The following is a 20,410-nucleotide window of genomic DNA, read 5'->3' as shown; positions in this document are numbered from 1 at the left end:
TGAGACACTGGATGAATTCCACCAATGTGAACCACGGCAGTTGCTCCTGGTGAAGTGCCAGACCCCAGATGGCGTACTCAGGCCAGTTCTTCACGTTCTTCAGGTCGAGTCCTCACAGGATGGCAGAACGGCCTCGCGCTTTCGGGGGATTACATGTCGGCGGCATCGTCGCGGTAGCGAGCCGCGGCGACCTCGAACGGCTGTCGATCGCACTGCTGCAAAACGAGATGCCCGTTCCCAGGCCGGTGCGCCTCTTGGGGGTTTCTCTTTCTTCATTGCAAGGTGACGACCAAGAGGAATCGCAACTTGGCCTCCCGATTTGAGCGGCGCAGCATGATCCAGGATTTCAGAGATTGGCGGGGCTCGATTTTTAGGGGACGAGAACGGAGCACTAGGACTTCTCCGGATCTTTCGAACGCGCTTTTTCGACGCCCGCATCGCCTTGGCCCCTGATCTTCGCGACCGGAAGCCGCCAGCGGTACTTGATCGCCATGAGGCGGAGCGTGAAGCATGAAAAAAGCGCCACCGCGATCACCGGGGCATCCGGCAACCGCAACATGTGTCCGACCACTACGATGGCTGCGGCTGCCAGCGCCGCGACGGCATACAGTTCCGCACGAAGCACCGTCGGAATCTCGGCCAGCAGCACATCGCGGACCATGCCGCCGCCGATTCCGGTCACCATGCCGAGCACGATCGCCATGACCGGGTTCAGTCCGTGGGCCAGCGCTTTCGATGCTCCGGTGACCGCGAACAGCGCGAGACCCGCCGCGTCGAAGAGAAGGACCGGGTTCGACAGGCGCACGATCAGGGGCGAGAAGCAGAAGGTGATGATGCCGGCGAAGAGCGACACGCCGAGATAGCGCCAATCGGCGACCGCTCCGGGAGGAACGACGCCGATCAGGAGATCCCGGGTGATACCTCCGGAATTGGCCGCCGCGAACGACAGCACCAGAACGCCGAACAAGTCCAGTTCGCGCTTGACCCCCGCCAACGCCCCGCTCAGCGCGAAGACGAAGGTACCCGTCAGATCAAGCGCAAGCGGGAGCTTTTCCATGATGCCGCTTTCCGGCGTTACGCCGGCAACCAGGCGCGGGTCGCGACCACCAGCGTTTCCACACCGGTTTGCAAGGTGGGGTGTAGAACAGGTGCGAATTTCGGGCTGTGGTTCACCGGAAGCTCGGTGAGCTTGTTTGCCGTTTTCGCCTTGGCGTAAGTCTCCGGATCGGTGCCGCCGACGAACCAGAAAACCGAGGGCACGTGCCATTCGGTCCCGAACGATCCGAAGTCCTCGCTCGCTGGAGCGGGCCCCGTTTCCCGGACGCGGTCGGCACCGAAATGCCCCCGGAACGAGTCAACTACCCGCTTGCTGGCCTCCCGGTCGTTGACGTTGAGAGGATAGTGGTCCAGCGACGTGATCTCAGGTTTGCGAGGAGCGCCGGAAGCTGCCGCCTCGGCGTTGACGATCCGCTCGATCGCAGCCAGTACGCGCGTCCTGACGTCGGCGTCGAAAGTCCGCACGTTCAGTTTGATGATGGCCTCGTCCGGAATGACGTTTTCTTTCGTCCCCGCTTGCAAGACGCCGATGGTTACGACGGCCGCCTCCGCCGCGGCGATCTCCCGTGAAACGATCGTTTGGAGCCGCATCACCGTAGCGGCCGCCATCACGACCGGGTCGATGCTCGCCTGCGGCATCGATCCGTGCGCGCCGCGCCCGAACAGGCGGATCTGCAAGCTGTCCGCCGCCGAAGTGATCGCACCCGCACGGCCGGCAACCGTACCCGAAGGAGCCCACCATGACGTGCTGGCCGAGAACCACATCCGGCTTCGGGAAGCGCTTGAACAACCCGTCGTCGATCATGGCCTGCGCTCCTTGCGCCGTCTCCTCGCCGGGCTGAAAGACTGCCATTACGGTCCCGCGCCACGTCGTTTTGGCCTCGGCGAGCAATTTGGTGGCGCCGACGAGCCAGGTTACGTGCATGTCGTGGCCGCACATATGACCGACGGGGACCGTCATTCCGTCTTGATCCTTGGCGGTGATCTTGCTGGCATAGGGAAGTCCGGTCGCTTCCTCGACGGGCAACGCGTCCATGTCGGCGCGCAGCATGACGGTCGGCCCCTCGCCGTTCCGGAGCAAGCCGACCACGCCGGTCTTTCCGACACCCGCTGAGACTTCAAAACCCGCAGCGCGAAGATGGTCCGCCGCCAGCGCCGCCGTGCGCGTCTCCTGCATCGACAACTCGGGATGCGAATGCACGTCCTTGTAAAGGGCTTCCAAGTCCGGGAGGAGTCTTTCGAGGTCGCGCAACGCTGAATCGGGAGAACCCGCCTGATTCGAAACCATGACCTACTCCAATGTTAGGAATCCGAGAACTTGATTGCCGCATGCGTCCCATCGCAGAACGGCTTGTTCTTCGATTCTCCGCAACGGCAGAGTGTGACGCGATTGCGAACCTCATATTCGAACCTGTCCGAAGCGACGACCGGTATCCCACCTCGCAACCACAGGGGTCCGCTGCATTGCTGCTCGGGGTCCTCGATCAGGCCGATCGATACCGGCAACGCATGTTCGACGGGTTTACCGGAGACTTTGTTCCAGGCCACCAGACGTCCCGAGGGACATTCGTTCACCTGCCGAACAAACATGGTGCGGACTTCGCCATCGTCGGTCTGCGAAACCTGACTCCAAACATTGCCGTTCGGGTCGCAGAAACGCGCGAACGCGCAGAGGCTTTCCGCGTCAGTTAGCTCTCGACTCGCCGTCTCGTTACCGACGAAACCGATTTTGAGATGTGAGCCGTCGCAGAACGGCTTGGTTTGCGACGCCCCGCAGCGACACAGCGCATATGTTTCTCGATGCGCGACGGCCGAACCTTCCTGCCACGCCTCGGACCCGTCTTCGGCATTCGTCGTGATGGTCTGTTTGGCGAGAGGGATGTCGCCGGTGACCATGTAGGGGCCGTTGTCGGAAACGGTGACGCGAACCTTGCTCTTCTCGGAAGTCATGGGTCAGTCCTCCGATGCCGTGAACGTATTCTTCGGGCTGCCAGCCCTCAGAAGTGGATTCCGTGCCATCTACAGTCGACCGAGGTACGAAATCGGCGCCTGCCCGACCTGCGTCCCTGAAATCATCCAACGCCTGTTTACGAACCGCGGCAAGTGGAGTTTCCGGACTGCTCGACCGTCAGAAACGTGATCGTGACAGGCGCAAACGATTCGGATCCCGCAGCGGTCGCCGCTTCCTCGATCGGCGGAAGATTGCCGCTGCTGTCGACTTTGAGCGCCGCCCCGCCTGCGCGAAAGGATGCATTCGTCCTATTTCTACGCCACAGCTACCCAGCAGCCGTATCTGCGCTCGCGATTTCTTTCTTGCTAGAGACGAATACGATCTTATTGCCTCAGACCGATCATTGTTCGGGATGGCATGAGCGGCAAGGACGAAAAGACTCGTAGCGAGGCATTGGGGTCATCAAGTGGTCCCCAGGGAGTGCTACCTTCAACGAAGCGCCATCGTAAAAACCGTGGCATCCCTCCGCCCGCGACTTTCGATATCGACACGCTGCCGGGCAGCTCCAATTTGACAGCATTGGAGGCGGCCGCGGTAATTCGGCGCACGCCCGGCGCGCTGGAGCAGTGGCGGCGCGATCCGAACCATCCGCTGAAATGGCGCTACGTCGATGGCCGCCCACTCTATCGTGTCGATGCCGTGCGCGACTATCTGGCCGGATGCGACAAGACCACTAAGCCGCCCCAGCCGCATAATGCTCGCGGAGACGGCCGAGCAGCTCGGCTTTGATGGGGTCGAGCGGGTTCGTCCGCTGCAGGCGCACGACCTTGCCGACCCGTTTCGCGCCAACCAACTGCGCGATGTAGTCATGAGCCGCTTCGAACGCCATCCTGCGGATGATCCACTGTTCGTCGTGATTGTAGACCTGATCGATTCCGCGCGGCTTTTGCCCAACACACAGCCGCTGGATTTCGTTGTCGTAGCCGCAGCGTGACATGATGGTGCGCAAGCTGCGCCTTAAATCATGCATGGTGAACTTGGCAACACCGGCTTCCTTGATCAGACGGTTGACCATCTTGGTGAAGCCTGACATCTGGCCGCCGGTCTTCGGTGACGGGAAGACATAGTCGGACGTCGCTCGCTGGAAATGTTGCGCGGCTGCAAGCACCTCGTCAACGAGGTGGGTGCGTGGCACGTCGTGGTGTAGGCCCATCTTGGTCCACGCCGCATCGAAGGTGATGCGGTCCTCCATGACGTGCTTAGACCACTCGATCATGGTGGGCTCGCTGCGGCGCGGGCCCCCGAGTAGGCACATGCGTGTCAGGAGACCAAAAGCCCCGAGCTTGCCGGATGCATGCCAAACCTTGATGATCTCATCATCGGTTAATGCGCGGCCCTTCGTTCGGCGTCCGATCCTCTGCGCACGGGTTTCTTTGGGCTCGCGATAGCCGGCGACCACATTGTGGTCGACATAGCCCTCGCTAACGCACCATTCGAGGAAGGTGTGGGTGTGCTTGCGCAGGTCTTTGGCCGCGCCACGCTTGCCGGTCTTCGCAATCTTGTCGACCGCCGCCATGATCTGCCGCCGCGTCAGGTCCCCCACGCCGCTCTCGGCGTGATCCTTGAGCCCGCGCCGCAGCGCCGACATTGCTGGCTTCCAGTTGACGACTTGACGTCCGGTCAAGAACGTCTGGTAGGGACCATCTTCAACGATGAGGATCGCCAGCGTGGTCCGCTGCTTCTCGGCTGCCTGTTGCCGCCTCGCCTCGCGCTTCGTTTCGTTGGGGTCCACGCCCTTGACGACTTCACCAGCGGCGATAGTGGCGGCCTTGCGCGCAGCTTTCTCATTGTATTTGGGCCACGCGCCGAGTGTCTTGCGCTGGGTCCCCCTCACACCCGGCTTGGTGAAGAGGTAGACCCAGGTCCGACCACCGGTGGTGCGCATGCGCATGGCGAGGCCGGGCAGCTTGTCGTCGTGGAGATAATGCTGCGCTTTGCCCGGCGGCAGCGTGGCGTTGCGGATCACCGCATCGGTGAGTGTCAGTTGATTGGCCAGCTCCGTCACGATCCCTACCCCTTCTTTGTGCCCCGGTGTGCCCCGCACGAACGATGATCAGCCCTTGAACAAAACTTGGCCTCAGACCTTTCCCTCGCCCTGTGCCCACGCAGGAATGATCGACAGACCCAAACAGAACCGGGTCTCAGACCTCCCCCCGTTTTGTGCCCCAGGGGAAAATTCACAGGGGGCACAACAGGGGCACACAAAATGCAGTATGGACCGGGATGGCCGCCTGTGGCCACATATGTTCACACGGGAGAGGTCCAAGGTTCGATCCCTTGTGCGCCCACCATGCTTCGCCCTTCGGGCTCCGGATGGCGCGGCCAGCCCAAAAAAGCCCCAAATCGGGGCTTTTCGTTTTTGACAAGATCGGAACAGCGGCGTTACGAGGCAACATGAAATTCGGCGAATTGATCTTGATCGGATATCGCGTCACGTTATCTGTCGCCCTCCTCGTCTTCGCTTGCTCGTTAGCTGCGAAAGCCGCCTCTCCCGCCGAGATGATCTCACATTATCGACTCGCGCACGGCGAAGGGAAGGTCACGACCGATCCCGCCCTCAATCGCATCGCGCAGGAGCAGGCTGGTGCGATGGCCGCAAGGGACAGGATGGATCATGCCGTGCAGAAGCCATTCGCCGATCGCGTCGCAAACCTCAACGCTGAGCGGGCTGCGGAAAACCTTGCGCAAGGGGACGCCACTTTTGCGAAGGCGCTCGACCAATGGATCGGATCGTACGGCCACCGCAGCAACCTGTTGATGCACGAAGGCACGCGCGTCGGCATCGCCAGCGCCAGAAGCAAGAGCGGTGAGATCTACTGGGCGATGGTGATTGCGGGGCCGGAACCCGAGCGCAGAGGGAACGTCAAGGGCGCGAAAGGCAAGGAGAAGCCTTGCCGATTGATGCTGAACGATACGTGCCTGTGATCACGCTTGCCGAAAATTCACCGGGTTAAGAAATCGCTAGCTGGTACGCGACCAGCCTCGACGATCCGGGTAGCAGGTCATTGACTCTCACAACCTGTCGGGCTGGACAAACCCGCCGCGCATAGCATCATGGCGCGATGGCAGGCAGTCTTTTCACCATCGAATATTTCAGCTGTCCCAGTTGCGCGCTGCCCTACAGCGTGACCAAGGAAGAGCAGCCGACCAGGCGTTCCGGCAGCTTCGCTTGCGAAGTCTGCGGCAGCCTGGTCCACGCCTGGTCCGGCAACTACGATTTCTTCGATTGGCAGGTCGACAAGGCTGACACACCTGACTTCGGCAAAAGGTGGGCTGGAACGCGCTGACGCGGGCCTGCGATCCCGATTCCGCGTCACGTCGCGCCTACGAGCAGCGGGGTCTACGAGATCGCAAAGATCTCAAGCTCCTGACTTCCAGCGCCTGCGACATCGCCCACGCCTTTGCCCATCAGGGACTTCGCCACCGGCGAGGCGAACGAAATCGAGCCGGCTTTGGGATCGGCTTCGTCCTCTCCGACGATCCGATATTGCTGCACACGGCCGTCATTCCGTTTGAAGGTCACCGTGCTGCCAAAGGCAACGACCTCGGATGAGGTCGGATCGGGAACGAGTTGAGCCGTTCTCACTCTCTCCGAGTAGTAACGCAGATCCCGCAACGGGATTGCCGCCTCCCGCCTGCGATCGTTCACGTCTTCGATTCCGTGTGCGGCCTCATAGGCCTCGCGCGCCTCTCGGAGCTGACGCTCCAGGGTCTTCAATCCGGTCCCGGTTACCAGATTGGGATGAGGCGAGATCGGCCGATCGGGCAGCAGGGTCTCGGAAGCCGTCTCCGCACTCTCTTCCTTGGTAAATGCGACGCTCAATCGGAACTCCTCGCAAGGTGAACCCTGTAGGTTCAAAGTATGGCTGCCGAGGTGCACGATGCAAGCACCCCGATCCGGCCACTTCCTCCAGTGGTCCGATTCTAACATTTGCATCTCGGTGTCGGAGGCACTTTTGCAAATGCTAGAATCAAAGGACCACTAGCAAATAGGTTCCTGGTGGAGTTTTTGGATTTGACATTCGCGCCACGAGCGCGCGGCCACAGGGGAACAAAGTCAAATCCACTCCACCAGCCAGCGGAAGCCAGCCTTCCCCGATGGAACCATAGGGAACCCACGGAATTATAACGGGATCGCCCTCTCGAGAACGGATGCATGCGCGGCAGCCTCCCGGTGTCATCGCTGACAGGTTCCGCGACCAGCTCAACCCACTGGTTTGTGCGCTTTGCCGCGTCGACCGCGACCTGGGCCGGCACCTCGCCGGCGTTCGTGATCGCCGTGCTGGTCGTGCTGGTGTGGGCCGTTCTCGGCCCGGTCTTTCACTACAGCGATACATGGCAACTAGTGATCAATACCGGCACCACGATCGTCACGTTCCTGATGGTGTTTCTGATTCAAAATACGCAAAACCGCGACACCAAGGCGCTGCAGGTCAAGCTCTCCGAATTGATCCTGGCGCTTGAGACCGCCAACAACAAGATCGCGGCGATCGAAAACGCCAGTCCGGAAGAACTGGATGCCGCGCAGGAAGAAATTCAGGAGCGCGCCAGAGAAGAGGCCGGCTAGTGGTCCGATTCTAACATTCGCATCCCTTTTCAGCCGGCACTTTTGCGAATGTTCGAATCAAAGGAGCACCGGAAAATATAGGTTTCCAGTGGAGTTTAGGATTTGACATTCGCGTTTCGCGAGTTTGCGGCTGAGTGGGTCGCGAATGTCAAATCCAATCCACTGGCGCAAAGCTTGTTCGCAGCCGTTATCTCACGAAGGAATTAGCTTCGAATGCCCTCGGAGATCACATCGCACGAAAGGCGACACTGGACGACCACGCTCGGCCAGGCCGCCGCCCATCCGGCGGCTTTCGCCGTCGTTCTGCTTTATGCGCTCGCCTGGCTAGCCTTCGACCGGCAAACCTTCGACTTCAGCGCCGTTGCGACCTTGATCGTGTGGATCATGACGCTGTTCATTCAACGCTCAAGCCACCGCGATACGCTCGCGATTCACGCCAAGCTGGATGAGCTGATCCGCGCCGATGAAAACGCGCGCTCGGAACTGACGAGGCTGGACGAGAAAGAACCGGAGTTGATCGCAAAACATCGCGACGCGGAAGTGCGCGCACTTCACGAATCCCGCTGAGTTCGAAGGCGACCTGCGACCGATCCTTGCGACGGATTCATGAGCTTCTTCGTACCCCCTGCGCCGGAAGCAGGCTACGATCCATTTACTCGCAGACTTAACGCAGCGTGAATCCCCGCGAAGCGGCGGATTCAAAGATCCGCGCGTTCTCTGTTCGCAGTTCCGTAGTTCTACGGAACCGATCTGCACGCAAAACGGGTAGACAAAAAATCAGACAACAGCAGAGAGAATTTTCACATCGCGTGCAGCCATCCGACTCGATCTTGCAAAGGGGTTTTGCAGAATCGCCGCGTCACTTTTTTAACCCCTTAAACCTACGCTTGGCGGCTGAATTTCCTTTCATTTCCCGCAAAAGCATTGGGAACCGGCGCCGTCATGTTCGGAGTCAAGGCATGGATGATGGCCAGGCGGTCCGGTAACGGCACCGCTCAACGTTTGGCGACACGGGTCGCGTGGTTTGTCGCGCTGGCCTGCACCGTGCTGATCGGCCTGGAAGTCTCCCGCATCGTCACCCAGCGTTCCACAGTCATCGCCAATGCGCGATTGCAGACGGCCAATCTCACGAAATCCCTGCTTCAGCACGCCGAGCTGACCTTCCGGACGGCAGACGCGATCCTGATCGGCGTTGTCGAACGGCTGGAGCACGAATCGCTCGATGCAGTTACGCACGAGCGACTCAGGGCCTGGTTCGCCGACGAAGTGCGCCACTCGTCTCAATTCGTCAGCTTTGCCGTGATCGACAGCGACGGCGCGATGATCGTCAGCACGTTCGGCGAGGCGCCGTCGGGACAATTCTCCGACCGAGAATACCTTGCCTATCATCGCACCCACGACGAGCTCCACATCGGCGCTCCCATCCGGGGCCGCAAGGCCGAAGGTTGGCTCATTCCAGTGACGCGCCGCTACAACAAGCCCGACGGGACATTCGGCGGCGTCGCGGTGGCCGGGATCAATCCGCAATATTTCCAGGATTTCTACGATCGCCTCGAACTCGACAACAACAGCGCCGTCATCCTGGTGTCGACAAATGGGACGCTTCTGGTACGGCGGCCGTTCGTCGAGGCCAATGTCGGCCGCGATATGACCAACAGCGTGATCTTCGCGCAGTTGAAACAGGCGCCTTCTGGAAGCCTCGAAATCAAGGCTTCGATCGACGGCGTGACGCGCTTCAACAGCTACGAGCAGGGACAAACCTATCCGATCTTCGTCGCCGTCGCGCAGAACATGAATGAGTTGCTGGCGCCGTGGAAGGCCAACGCGATTCGCCGGCTGATCGAGACCGCGGCCATCACCTGCTTCATCCTGGTGATGGGTGCTTTCGTCTGGCGCGCCACCAAAGACCTTGCCAGAAATTCGATCGAACTTCGCGAGACCAATACCCGTTTCGACGCCGCGTTGGCCAACATGCCGACGGGCTTGAGCATGTTCGATGCCGACGGCCGCTTGATGGTGTGCAATGAGCGCTACATCGAGCTGTACGGAATGTCGCCCGATCTCGTCACGCGCGGCGCGGACATCTACGACATCGTCGCGCATCGCAAGCTGATCAGCGGCCTCGACATGGACGCGAGAACCTATGTCGACGAATTCCGCAACGACCTGCTAAAGGACGGCAGAAGCGTAAAAATCTCGCGCTTGAACGACGGGCGCGTGATGTCGGTCACCAATACAGCGATATCAGGCGGGGGATGGATCGCGATCCACGAAGACATCACCGAACGCGTCAGCGACGAGGAAGCCCTTTTCAATCAGGCTGCCGAGCTTGCGCGCATCAACCTGCGGTTCGATGCGGCGCTGAGCCACATGACGCAGGGCCTGTCGATGTTCGACGAACGCAGGCGGCTCGTGGTCTGGAACAAGCGCTTTGCCGAATTGTACGACGTGCCGGAAAAGTTCCTGAAGGTCGGAACGCCCTACGAGGACATCATCGCCGACCGCTTTACCCGCGGCGTCACCAAGGCGGATACGAGCCCCGAGGCCGTCCAGGCGAAAGTCACCGAGCTGTCTTCGCTGGCAAGAGACTCGCACCGGGTCGATGAACTCGCCGACGGCCGCTTCCTGCTGCTGTCGCGTCAGCCGATGCCGGGCGGCGGCTGGCTCGCCATCGTGGAAGACATCACCGAGCGAAAGCGCGCGGAAGCCGAAATCGTCCACCTGGCACGCCACGACGTTTTGACGGGGCTCGCCAACCGCGCCGAATTCAATGAGAAGCTCGACGAGGCCTGTAAGCGGCTGAAGCGCGGCGGCGAGGCCATCACCGTCATGATGCTCGATCTCGATCGCTTCAAGGCGGTCAACGACATGTTCGGCCATCCCGCCGGTGACGAACTGCTAATCGAAGTCGGCCGCCGGCTGAAATCCACATTGCGGGAAACCGACCTGCTGGCACGGCTCGGCGGTGACGAATTCGCCATCATTCAGGATGGCGGACCCAGCCAGCACGAGGGGGCGATCGCGCTGGCGCTGCGGATCAATAGCGCGATTGCCGAGCCGTTCGAACTCGGCGGGTTTGAGGTCAATGTCGGCACCAGCATCGGAATTGCGCTGGCGCCCGAACACGGCACCGACCCCGAAGGACTGCTCAAGAGCGCCGATCTGGCACTTTATGCCGTAAAGGCAAATGGGCGGAGCGATTACCGCATCTATCAGCCCGGCATGCTGGAAAACGCAGCCTCGCAGCAAACGGCGGAAAGCGAATTGCGCGACGCCATCGCGCGCGAGCAATTCGAACTGCATTACCAGCCGGTGGTTGACGTCACGACCCGGCAAATCTGCGGCGTCGAGGCGCTGGTCCGCTGGCGGCATCCGGTCAAGGGACTGGTTGGGCCCGATCAGTTCATTCCGCTCGCCGAATCGAGCGGCCTGATCGTGCCGATCGGCGAGTGGATCCTGCAACGGGCCTGCAACGACGCAGCCCAGTGGCCGGCGCATATCAAGCTCGCGATCAACATTTCGGCCGTTCAGTTAAAACGGGGCAACCTGTTTGAGGTCATCCTGTGCGCGCTGGTCGAGAGCGGCCTCGATCCGGAGCGGCTGGAGCTGGAGATCACCGAAACCTCGCTCTTGGAAAACCAGGAAGCCCATCTGGCGACGATCCGCCAGCTCAAGAACCTCGGCATATCCCTGGCGCTGGACGACTTCGGCACCGGCTATTCGTCGGTGACGTACCTGACGAATTTTCCGTTCGACAAGATCAAGATCGACCGGACCTTCACCCACGGCGTCCTGGAGCGCCGCGACTACGCCGCGGTGGTGTCGTCGGTGCTCGCACTCGCGAAAGGCCTCGACAAGGTCACGACCGTGGAAGGCATCGAAACCGAGGAGCAGTTCGAATATATGCGCTCCGCAGGCGTCAACCTCGCCCAGGGCTATCTTTTCAGCCGGCCGGTGCCCGCTTCCCAGCTCGATTTCACCGTCCGTTATCCGTCGGTTAAGCAAAATATGGTGGCCTAAGCGGAGAATTCTTTTCCGGATTTGACCATGGGCGCGCAAGCAGATTCGCAGGGCGGTTTGATCGATCAACTCGAAAGCGCGCTTGGCAACAAGGATCTGGCGCGGCGCGCCGAGGTCCTGCGCCGGGTCACCGACCTTTTCGTGCTGCGATCCGGGTCGTTTTCCGACGATCAGATCGCGCTGTTCGATGTCGTGATGGGCAAGCTCGTCGACAACATCGAAAGTGCTGCCCGCGCGCAGTTCGGCAGCCGCATCGCAAAACTGCCCGATGCGCCGCGCGGGGTGGTCCGCCTGCTGGCATTCGATCACGCGATCGAGGTCGCCGGCCCCCTGCTCACCCATAGCGAGCGCCTCGACGTCGACACGCTGGTCGACACCGCGAAGACGATGAGCCAGGACCATCTGCTGGCGATCTCGACCCGCAAGGTCCTGGTCGAAGCCGTGACCGATGTGCTGGTGGAACGCGGCAACAACGCCGTGGTCTCGTCGACCGCGCATAATGCCGGAGCGAAATTCTCCGAATTCGGGGTCTCCACTTTGGTCCGCAAGGCGTGCGACGACGGCGACCTTGCTTTGTGCGTCTGGTCCCGCCCGGATATCCCGCGGCAAAACCTGGTCAAGCTGTTCGTCGATGCGTCCGAGGCGGTCAAGAACCAGCTGGTGGAAGCCGATCCTCGCCGCGCCGAACTGATCAAGTCGATGGTTGCCCAAGCCACCGACGACATCCAGACCAAGGCGCGCGCCGGCTCCAACGACTTTTCGGTAGCCTCCAACGAGGTGCGTGAACTGAACGCCGCCGGCAAGTTGAACGAGCCGCAGTTACTGGCCTTCGCCGATGAAGGAAATTTCGATTTGGTGGTCGCCTCGCTCGCCTTGATGTGCGACCTGCCGGTCGGCGTCGTGGAACGCGCACTGGTGCAGAACCAGACCGAACAGATCGTCGTTCTCGCCCGCGCGCTCGATATCTCCTGGGCGACGACGATGAAGCTGTTGCTGATGCATGCCGGCGTCAACGGCTCTTCCCGCCAGCAGCTCGACGTGACCTTCGCCAATTTCTACCGGCTGCAGCCGGCGACCGCGCGAACCGCGCTCAAATTCTACCGCATGCGGGAAAAGGCCGTCCGTCCGACGCAGTGACGCGTTTGCGCGCGGCTCAAGCGAGGCCGATATCAGCCTCTTTCAATAGCTCGGCCAGAACGCCGGACATTTCGGGATCGTGCTTGCCCGACGCGTAGATTTCCGTTGACGTGACGTTGTTTTTTCCAAGCGTCAGCAAAATACCGATCCAGTAGGCGAACCAGATGTGCGGATCGGTCAAAGCGCGCAGCTTCTGCCGGTCGTGCTCCAGCGGCTGATGATTGGAGGCCTTGCGAACCTCAATCGCGATCAGATTGTTGGGAACGCTGCGCTGATGCACGACGATGTCGGGGTAGACCGATTTGCCGAGATGGTCGTCGGTCGACACGATCGAACCGTGCGGCATGTTCAGGGTTCGCGGACCGAGCCGGTCGAAGTCGCAATCGGCCTCGAAATCCGGAAACTGCCGCTCCACATGCAGCGCCAGCCGATGCGCCAGGGCGCGCTCGCCGAGATCGTGCTCAAACAGGAATGCTTCGCGCGCATAAAATTCCTTCAGCGCGGCGACGATCTTGTCCAGTTCGGTACGCATCTGGCCCCCGCAAGTCTCATGAAGCACGGCGATTTAGCTTCAACAATAATTTCGGCCGATTGATGCTATCTCGTCATGGCCGGGCTTGTCCCGGCCATCTACGTCTTTCTTTCCATGGCTACTTAAGACGTGGATGCCCGCGACAAGCGCGGGCATGACGAGGAGCGGATTAATTGATGCGCTTTAGAACTTTACTTCGATCAGCCGCGGCCCGGGCTCGGCGATCGCTTCCGCCAGCGCCACGTTGAATTCGTCCGCCGTGGTCACCGCGCGCCCCGCAACGCCCATGCCCTTGGCAAGCGCGACGAAGTCCAGCGTCGGGTTGTCGATCTTCAGCATGTCCATGGCGCGTTGGCCGGGCGCGCCGGCGCCGACCCCGTCGAATTCGCCGCGCAGGATCTGATAGATGCGATTGGCGAACACGATCGTGACGACGTTGAGGCCTTCGCGCGCCTGCGTCCACAGGGACTGGAGTGTGTACATCGCGCTGCCGTCGCCGACCATGCAGATCACCTTGCGGTCGGGACACGCCACCGCGGCACCAGTTGCCACCGGCGTCGAAAATCCGATCGAGCCGCCCATGTTCTGCAGCCAGTCATGCGGGGCTGCCGCCGCCGTCGGCGGAAAAAAGCCACGGCCGGTGGTGATGGATTCATCGACGATGATCGCGTTCTCGGGGATCGCGCATGCGATCGCCTGCGCGATCGAAGCATGATTGAGCGGCCCGGTCGGCTTGTTGAGTTCGACGAGCTTCTGCGGCTTGACATCGGAAGGCTTGGCACCGAGCGCATCGGCGAGCGCTTCAAGTGCTGCGACCGAATTTTCGCCCCAGGCGGTCAGGCGGTGAACCTCGCAGCCGTCGGGTTTCAGATGGCTCGGCTTGTTCGGATAGGCGAAGAAGGCGATCGGGTCGTTGGCCTCGACCAGGATGATGTTCTTGAAGTCCTTCAAGAGCGGCAGCGCCTGCTCGATCACATAGGGAATGCGGTCGATCGAGAACCGGCCGCGGCCGCGCGCCATGCGCGGGTGATAGGTCTGGCCCATCACCTTGCAGCCGGACTTGCCGGCGATCTGCTGCGCCAGCGCCAGACCTCGCTCGGTCAGCGCGCTGCCGGTGATCAGCAGCAGATTCTGCGTACCGCCCGAATGCAGTATCCCGGCGGCCTTTTCGACCGCGCCAGCCGAAAAACCCGGCTGCTGTTTGGGCGGCGGGACCTGCGCGATGCCGTCGGCTTCGTTCCAGGCGGTGTCTGCGGGCAAAATCAGCGTGGCGATCTGCGGCGGGGCGCTCTTGGCGGCGGCAATGGCGGCGGCGCCGTCTGCCGAGACGGACTTGGCATCCGGCGAGGTCCGCACCCATTCCGACATCGGTCGCGCCAGACCCTCGATGTCGGAGGTGAGCGGCGCATTGTAGCCGATGTGATAGGTCGCGTGCTGGCCGACGATATTGACGATGCCGGAATGCGCCTTCTTGGCGTTGTGCAGGTTGGCAAGCCCATTGGCGAGACCAGGCCCGAGATGCAGCAGCGTCGAGGCCGGCGTGCCCTTCATGCGGAAATAGCCGTCGGCCGCACCCGTCACCACGCCCTCGAACAGGCCGAGCACGCAGCGCATGCCCTCCACGCGATCCAGCGCCGCGACGAAATGCATCTCCGAGGTGCCGGGGTTGGTGAAACAGACGTCGACCCCGCCCGCGACCAGGGTCCGCACCAGACTTTCCGCACCGTTCATTCTTTAGCTCCCGTTCGGGGTTCGAAGCACCTTATGGCCAGATCAATCACTCGTTTTACGCCGTTCGTCAAAGGGGTCCGGAAGGGGCCGTGGAGGTTTTGGGCGCATGGCTGCCATCGCCGGTACACGCCAAGCGCAATTTTAACCGCACTGGTGCCCGCTTTCCGAAGTTCGCCCCCGGGCTCCACAATACCTTTTGCGAACTTCGGGAAGCCAAGGGCACCAGCAAACTTGTGGATTCAAGTACCGCCTTCGATCTGAAGTCCCTGAAATAATTCGCTACAAGTGCCGCAGGGACTTCAGATCGGCGGTACTTGTTTGAAATCCGTCACGTTTGCTTGCGAAAATAGCCCCGATATGGCCTGCTTACTCATCAAGCTTGAATTGCGAGGAACCCGATGACCCGGATTTTTGCCTATCTCACCCTGGTGCTGATGGTGCTGGCGGCCACCTCCTCTGCCCGAGCCACCATGGACGACGACTTTTTCAATTTCCGCGGCCGCCAGCAGCAGCCGGGGATGCAGCAACGAGGCGCCCCCTATTACGGCCCCGGCTCCGACTATTTCGGCGGCGGCGGTTCAGGTCCCATCCCGCGCGAGCGGGTCAGCGCGCCGATCGCGATGGCGCCGGGCAGCATCTACATCTCGACCTCGGAACGGCGGCTTTATCTGATGCTGGGCAATGGCGAGGCGCTGCGCTACGGCATCGGCGTCGGCCGCGACGGCTTCCGCTGGACCGGCACCCACCGCATCACGGCAAAAAAGGAATGGCCGAGCTGGACGCCGCCCTCGCAGATGCGCGCCCGGCGGCCTGACCTGCCGCGTTTCATGGCCGGCGGCATCGAAAACCCGCTCGGCGCGCGCGCGATGTATCTGGGCTCGACGCTTTACCGCATCCACGGTTCCAACGAACCGGAAACGATCGGCCACGCCGTCTCCTCCGGCTGCTTCCGCATGACCAACGAGGATGTCACCGATCTCTATAGCCGCGTCCCGGTCGGAACCGTGGTGGTGGTGCAGTAGCTCTACATTCAAGGTCTCTACGAACAGCAATAACTCTCTCGTCATGGCCGGGCATGACGATCAAGCATTGCTTGCGCTCCCGTGCGCAAACGCCTCTCGCGTTTGTCTCGGCCCATGACGACTAAGCAATGACGACCGGCCGCCAGCGGCCTCAACTCCTCGACTTGCAGATCGTCTTCAGCGCCGTCCACTCCGGCTCGCTGAGTAGCGACGGGCCGCTTGCGGGGCGGTTTTCGTCGCTGAGATGTTTCAGCCGGTCTTCGGTGAGCGGATGGTTGGCCAGGATCGACAAGGTATTGTCCCCCTGGTTTCCGGTAACACGGAAAATCAAGTCACCCATCGGTTTGGTCGGGCGGCCGAGCTGATGCATCACCTCAATGGAAAAATTGTCGGCGTTTTGCTCGGCCTCGCGCGAATAGGACGCGTTGAAGAGCGAGCGCGAGGCGAAAATCAGGGCGCCGGACCCGGTGACGTCGCCGAACAACAGACCGATCAGGAACGAGGTGCCGCCGCTATAGATCATGTTGCGCGTATTGTCGCGATGGCTGACATGACCGAGCTCATGCGCAAGCACGCCCGCGATTTCATCCGGATCGTTCGCCCGTACCAATAATCCGTTGAACAAATAGACCTTGCCGCCCGGCAGTGCGAAAGCGTTCGGAACCGGCGTATTCAAAACAGCGGCCCGGACCGGCGCTTCGAAGCCCGCGGCGGTCGAGATTTTCTTCATCAACTTGTTGAAGGCGATACTTCCGGCGGCACTGCTGCATGTCTTGCCGCCGAACATGGCCCCCATTTGGCCTTCAGCAGCATCGCCGATGCGGCGCTCCAGAGCGCTCGGCACCAGCGGCGCGAGACGGTCCGCCGCCAAGGGCAGCCCGAACCAGATCACGGCGGCGATCGATACGGTCGCGGCCACCGACCAGCCCACGATCGTCGCGACGCCACGCCGGCCGACCGCATTGTCGTTTAGATGCGGGCACCGGGAGATCAAAACCGCGCCGAGTGCGGAATCGCGAATTTCAAGCCGTGCCAGCGACGGCGCGGTCACACAACTCAGGCGCAAGATACCGGCAACACCGTCAGCGCGGCGGATGTCCGCAAACGGCCAGGTCGCAAGCATCGCCCCGCTCTCGATAATTTCGAGCCCGTCCTTGAGCGCAAGCTGCACCTGACGACGGCGGCTCGATGTGCCGTCGTAAAAAACGGACGGGCGGGGCTCAGGCTCCGTTGAGCCGGCTTCCGAATTGTTCTCCACCCCGCCATCGATCCCAGACATCATGTGCTCAGAATCCGACGACATCTAGGCCGTTGGCAAAACCCTCGCCCAGCGCATCGGCGAGTTCGCCTTTGGCGGCGACGTTGGCGGCTGCTTCCAGGCGGAAGGCGGTCGCAGATGCTGCTGCTCTCGCCCAGACGTCGCGCAGGAGATAAACCCGAAGCACGATATTCACGGCGAGAATGAATCCGAGATAGCCGATGCCGAAGACTACCGTCATCGCCGTGCTCGCACGGAGCCGATCGCCGAGATGAGATAGATCGCCAAAGCCAAAAATCCAGAAGCTGCAAGCAACGATAATGCCGGCGAACAGCAGCAGAACAAGAACGAACCAGCCGATTACTTTCCAGTAGAGGCCGTACAGAGCACCTGACGAGAGATCCGATTCAAACGAGACCTCGCCAAAGCGGATGCCCGAAATCCACCAGCGCCATTCGGTGGCTTTGAAGGCGCCGTAGACGAACGGCAAAGCGACCATCCAGATCAGGATCACCAGACCGAACACGCGGCTTTGCGCGGCAGGTAATCTATGACCGGCGTTCATGACGAATAGCGCGAGCCCGACGATGACCGGGGAAAGCGCTATCAGCCATAATTTCCAGCCGTGTTGAAACAGCTCCGATCCGCGCCCATCAAAGCCGCCTTGCAGATCGCCGTAATGACAATGCCGCATCTTGTAGCGCTCGAGCGCGGCTTCCCGCCACGGCAATACCGCGCCGAGCGTGAGCCCTGTTAGTAAGGCCCAGCCTGCGGCCCGCATCGCATAGACCCAGCCCGACCCATCCATCCAGAAACGCACCCCGCGCCACACCGTGCGGGTGAGACGGTAGCGCCGCGCCCGATAGATCGCGAACTGTCCGAACAGATAGAAGAACAGGAACAGCGGGAAGCTCCCAAAGGCCTTGGCGCGCTCCGCTTCGATGCCGATGAGGAAGTAGGCGAGATAGATCGGCACCAGGATCGCCAGCGCGAACAAAAATCCAATCAGCAATTCCCGGCCGCGTCCGGTGTATTCCGGCGCGTCGCCGTCGAGCGAGGTATGCGACCACAGATGACGGCGGATGTCGGTGGCAAGCCAGAAGCGGTAAAAGCCGAAGGTAACCAGCTCCAGACCGGTGCCGCGCTCCACCAATCCACGGAATTCGCCGCGATCTCCGGAAAAAATCGCCTTCACCGACGATGCCGGCAATGGCGGCGGCGGCGGAAAATGCGGCACCGAACTCATCTCGTTCACGAAGGCGCCCTCAAGGAAAAGCGGGCGCTAGCGGTCCCACCTCGCTAGTGCCCTCAAGATCGTGAGACATCGCAGCGGCACCTTACATGAACTTCGGAAAGCAAGGGCACTTGCAAAGATATGATTCTAGTACCGCTTTCGATCTGAAGTCCCTGGGGAGAACCCGCCGCCCGCAGTGCAGGGACTTCAGATCGGTGGTATTAGTGAAACCTTGGATTGAGCCGATGTCAACGCGCGCGCGCCGTCCCGGTTAATCCGCCTTTAAGCCGACTTCTCGAAAAGCTCCCGGCCGATCAGCATGCGGCGGATTTCCGAGGTGCCGGCGCCGATTTCATAAAGCTTGGCGTCGCGCAGCAGGCGGCCGGTGGGGTAATCGTTGATATAGCCGTTGCCGCCGAGCAACTGGATCGCATCGAGCGCGCATTGTGTCGCTTTTTCGGCGGCATAGAGAATGGCGCCGGCCGCATCCTCGCGCGTGGTCTCGCCGCGATCGCAGGCCTTCGCTACCGCATAGACATAGGCGCGCGAGGCATTCATCGTCGTGTACATGTCGGCGATCTTGCCTTGCACGAGTTGAAAGCTGCCGATCGGCTGGCCGAACTGCTTGCGCTCGTGCACATAAGGCAGCACCACGTCCATGCAGGCCTGCATGATGCCGAGTGGCCCTGCCGCCAGCACCGCGCGCTCGTAATCGAGACCCGACATCAACACATTGACGCCGCGTCCGACCTGGCCGAGCACGTTTTCCTCCGGCACTTCGCAATTATCGAACACCAGTTCAGAGGTGTCGGAGCCGCGCATGCCGAGCTTGTCGAGTTTCTGCGCGGTGGAAAATCCCTTCATGCCCTTTTCAATAATGAACGCGGTGATGCCGCGCGGGCCTGCGGCCGGATCGGTCTTGGCGTAGACCACGAGCGTCTCGGCGACCGGCCCATTGGTGATCCACATCTTGGAGCCGTTGAGGACGTAACGGTCACCTTTTTTCTCGGCGCGCGTCATCATCGAGACCACGTCGGAGCCGGAACCAGGCTCGGACATCGCGAGCGCGCCGACATGTTCGCCGGAAACGAGCTTCGGCAGATATTTCTGCTTCTGCGCCTCGTTGCCGTTGCGCCGAAGCTGATTGACGCAGAGATTTGAATGCGCCCCATAGGAAAGACCGACCGAAGCCGACGCCCGCGAAATCTCCTCCATCGCCACGCAATGTTCGAGATAGCCTAAGCCCGAGCCGCCATACTCCTCCTCGACCGTAATCCCGTGCAGGCCGAGCGCACCAAGCTTCGGCCAGAGATCCATGGGAAATTGATTGGCCTTGTCGATCTCGGCGGCGCGCGGTGCGATTTCATTGCTTGAAAAGTCATGCACGGTCTCGCGCAGCGCGTCCGCGGTCTCGCCAAGGTCAAAATTGAACATCCGGTATGCGTTGGGAATCATGGCGGGCGGCCTCCGGCGAAATCAAACGTTGTTTCAAACTATGCCTTAATCCCTAGACCTCACCTTGTCACGGGCGACAGAGGTGAGGAAGGCATTGTGTGTGGCATGCCATGGAGCCGCGACATCAAATCCGTCAAAACTGTCTCTTGCCCAAAGCTGCGCAAGAGGATGTAATTTGGTCCTAACACCCACCTTCCGACTCAACGGAGGGGGCCTAGTGGAGTGGATTTGACTTTCGCTGCTCGCGACTAGCCGCGAATTCGTAAAACGCGAATGTCAAACCCAGAACTCCACTGGAAACCTATATTTGCTGGTGGTCCTTCTAACTCCAATATTCGCCAAAGTGCCTGCTGAGAAGGATGCGAATGTTGGAATTGGACCACTAGT

The 20,410-nt window shown here is 61.1% G+C and carries 18 protein-coding genes and 2 pseudogenes; 9 read left to right on the top strand and 11 right to left on the bottom strand.

Annotated elements, in window-relative coordinates; translation table 11 throughout:
• Positions 1-173: 173 nt before the first annotated feature.
• A pseudogene (locus ABSE61_RS08200) lies at positions 174-323 on the top strand (DNA polymerase IV); the annotation flags it as partial.
• Positions 324-391: 68 nt separating this feature from the next.
• Here ABSE61_RS08200 and ABSE61_RS08195 read toward each other — a convergent pair.
• The 4 genes and pseudogenes from ABSE61_RS08195 to ABSE61_RS08180 all read right to left on the bottom strand — a co-directional run bounded on the left by ABSE61_RS08195 (position 392) and on the right by ABSE61_RS08180 (position 3,006).
• Positions 392-1,057 (bottom strand): trimeric intracellular cation channel family protein, encoded by a 666-nt coding sequence (locus ABSE61_RS08195; protein ID WP_423870583.1) that lies wholly within the window; start codon positions 1,055-1,057, stop codon positions 392-394.
• Positions 1,058-1,074: 17 nt separating this feature from the next.
• The gene (locus ABSE61_RS08190) at positions 1,075-1,821 is read right to left on the bottom strand and encodes a peptidase dimerization domain-containing protein (protein WP_423870582.1); all 747 of its coding nucleotides are present in this window, start codon (positions 1,819-1,821) and stop codon (positions 1,075-1,077) included.
• A 25-nt stretch (positions 1,822-1,846) separates the two neighbouring features.
• A pseudogene (locus ABSE61_RS08185) lies at positions 1,847-2,092 on the bottom strand (M20/M25/M40 family metallo-hydrolase); the annotation flags it as partial.
• Between the two features lie 266 nt (positions 2,093-2,358).
• On the bottom strand, positions 2,359-3,006 hold the full coding sequence (locus ABSE61_RS08180) for a CDGSH iron-sulfur domain-containing protein (protein WP_423870581.1): 648 nt from the start codon (positions 3,004-3,006) through the stop codon (positions 2,359-2,361).
• 418 nt (positions 3,007-3,424) lie between these two features.
• Here ABSE61_RS08180 and ABSE61_RS08175 point away from each other — a divergent pair, with 418 nt between their 5' ends.
• Positions 3,425-3,796 carry a hypothetical protein gene (locus ABSE61_RS08175; protein WP_423870580.1) on the top strand — a complete coding sequence of 124 codons (372 nt, stop codon included), beginning with the start codon at positions 3,425-3,427 and terminating at the stop codon, positions 3,794-3,796.
• Here ABSE61_RS08175 and ABSE61_RS08170 read toward each other — a convergent pair.
• Entirely contained in the window at positions 3,741-5,072 is a 1,332-nt protein-coding gene (locus ABSE61_RS08170; protein ID WP_423870579.1) for a tyrosine-type recombinase/integrase, read from the bottom strand. The two genes, ABSE61_RS08175 and ABSE61_RS08170, sit on opposite strands and share 56 nt — an antisense overlap.
• 389 nt (positions 5,073-5,461) lie before the next feature.
• Here ABSE61_RS08170 and ABSE61_RS08165 point away from each other — a divergent pair, with 389 nt between their 5' ends.
• Both ABSE61_RS08165 and ABSE61_RS08160 read left to right on the top strand, forming a co-directional pair.
• Positions 5,462-5,992, top strand: coding sequence for a CAP domain-containing protein (locus ABSE61_RS08165; protein WP_423870578.1), 531 nt, complete (start codon positions 5,462-5,464; stop codon positions 5,990-5,992).
• A 137-nt stretch (positions 5,993-6,129) separates the two neighbouring features.
• The gene (locus tag ABSE61_RS08160; protein ID WP_423870577.1) at positions 6,130-6,354 is read left to right on the top strand and encodes a hypothetical protein; all 225 of its coding nucleotides are present in this window, start codon (positions 6,130-6,132) and stop codon (positions 6,352-6,354) included.
• A 53-nt stretch (positions 6,355-6,407) separates the two neighbouring features.
• On the opposite strand, the gene greA is transcribed toward ABSE61_RS08160, so the two are convergent.
• Positions 6,408-6,890: a transcription elongation factor GreA gene (gene greA, locus ABSE61_RS08155; protein ID WP_423870576.1), complete on the bottom strand. Its 483-nt coding sequence runs from the start codon at positions 6,888-6,890 to the stop codon at positions 6,408-6,410.
• Between the two features lie 333 nt (positions 6,891-7,223).
• On the opposite strand from greA, the gene ABSE61_RS08150 reads away from it, so the two are divergent.
• The 4 genes from ABSE61_RS08150 (at position 7,224) to ABSE61_RS08135 (ending at position 12,791) form a co-directional block, all read left to right on the top strand.
• Positions 7,224-7,634: a low affinity iron permease family protein gene (locus ABSE61_RS08150; RefSeq protein ID WP_423870575.1), complete on the top strand. Its 411-nt coding sequence runs from the start codon at positions 7,224-7,226 to the stop codon at positions 7,632-7,634.
• A 213-nt stretch (positions 7,635-7,847) separates the two neighbouring features.
• The gene (locus ABSE61_RS08145) at positions 7,848-8,201 is read left to right on the top strand and encodes a low affinity iron permease family protein (protein ID WP_423870574.1); all 354 of its coding nucleotides are present in this window, start codon (positions 7,848-7,850) and stop codon (positions 8,199-8,201) included.
• A gap of 396 nt (positions 8,202-8,597) precedes the next feature.
• Positions 8,598-11,654, top strand: coding sequence for a bifunctional diguanylate cyclase/phosphodiesterase (locus ABSE61_RS08140; RefSeq protein WP_423870573.1), 3,057 nt, complete (start codon positions 8,598-8,600; stop codon positions 11,652-11,654).
• A gap of 27 nt (positions 11,655-11,681) precedes the next feature.
• Complete coding sequence (locus ABSE61_RS08135; protein ID WP_423870572.1) at positions 11,682-12,791, top strand: DUF2336 domain-containing protein; 1,110 nt, start codon at positions 11,682-11,684, stop codon at positions 12,789-12,791.
• A 16-nt stretch (positions 12,792-12,807) separates the two neighbouring features.
• Here ABSE61_RS08135 and ABSE61_RS08130 read toward each other — a convergent pair whose 3' ends face one another.
• Both ABSE61_RS08130 and ABSE61_RS08125 read right to left on the bottom strand, forming a co-directional pair.
• Positions 12,808-13,323 (bottom strand): hypothetical protein, encoded by a 516-nt coding sequence (locus ABSE61_RS08130; protein ID WP_423870571.1) that lies wholly within the window; start codon positions 13,321-13,323, stop codon positions 12,808-12,810.
• Positions 13,324-13,506: 183 nt separating this feature from the next.
• Positions 13,507-15,054 carry an acetolactate synthase large subunit gene (locus ABSE61_RS08125; protein WP_423870570.1) on the bottom strand — a complete coding sequence of 516 codons (1,548 nt, stop codon included), beginning with the start codon at positions 15,052-15,054 and terminating at the stop codon, positions 13,507-13,509.
• 398 nt (positions 15,055-15,452) lie between these two features.
• Here ABSE61_RS08125 and ABSE61_RS08120 point away from each other — a divergent pair, with 398 nt between their 5' ends.
• The gene (locus ABSE61_RS08120; RefSeq protein ID WP_423870569.1) at positions 15,453-16,076 is read left to right on the top strand and encodes a L,D-transpeptidase; all 624 of its coding nucleotides are present in this window, start codon (positions 15,453-15,455) and stop codon (positions 16,074-16,076) included.
• A 151-nt stretch (positions 16,077-16,227) separates the two neighbouring features.
• On the opposite strand, the gene ABSE61_RS08115 is transcribed toward ABSE61_RS08120, so the two are convergent.
• From ABSE61_RS08115 to ABSE61_RS08105, 3 genes are all read right to left on the bottom strand, one after another.
• Entirely contained in the window at positions 16,228-17,355 is a 1,128-nt protein-coding gene (locus tag ABSE61_RS08115; RefSeq protein ID WP_423870603.1) for a M48 family metallopeptidase, read from the bottom strand.
• 7 nt (positions 17,356-17,362) lie between these two features.
• Complete coding sequence (locus tag ABSE61_RS08110; protein ID WP_423870602.1) at positions 17,363-18,580, bottom strand: DUF898 family protein; 1,218 nt, start codon at positions 18,578-18,580, stop codon at positions 17,363-17,365.
• 270 nt (positions 18,581-18,850) lie between these two features.
• On the bottom strand, positions 18,851-20,023 hold the full coding sequence (locus tag ABSE61_RS08105; protein ID WP_423870568.1) for an isovaleryl-CoA dehydrogenase: 1,173 nt from the start codon (positions 20,021-20,023) through the stop codon (positions 18,851-18,853).
• Positions 20,024-20,410 lie beyond the last annotated feature (387 nt).

The organism is Bradyrhizobium sp. (assembly GCF_049519115.1).
GTDB lineage: Bacteria > Pseudomonadota > Alphaproteobacteria > Rhizobiales > Xanthobacteraceae > Bradyrhizobium.
This window is presented reverse-complemented; position numbering and strand designations above follow the sequence as displayed.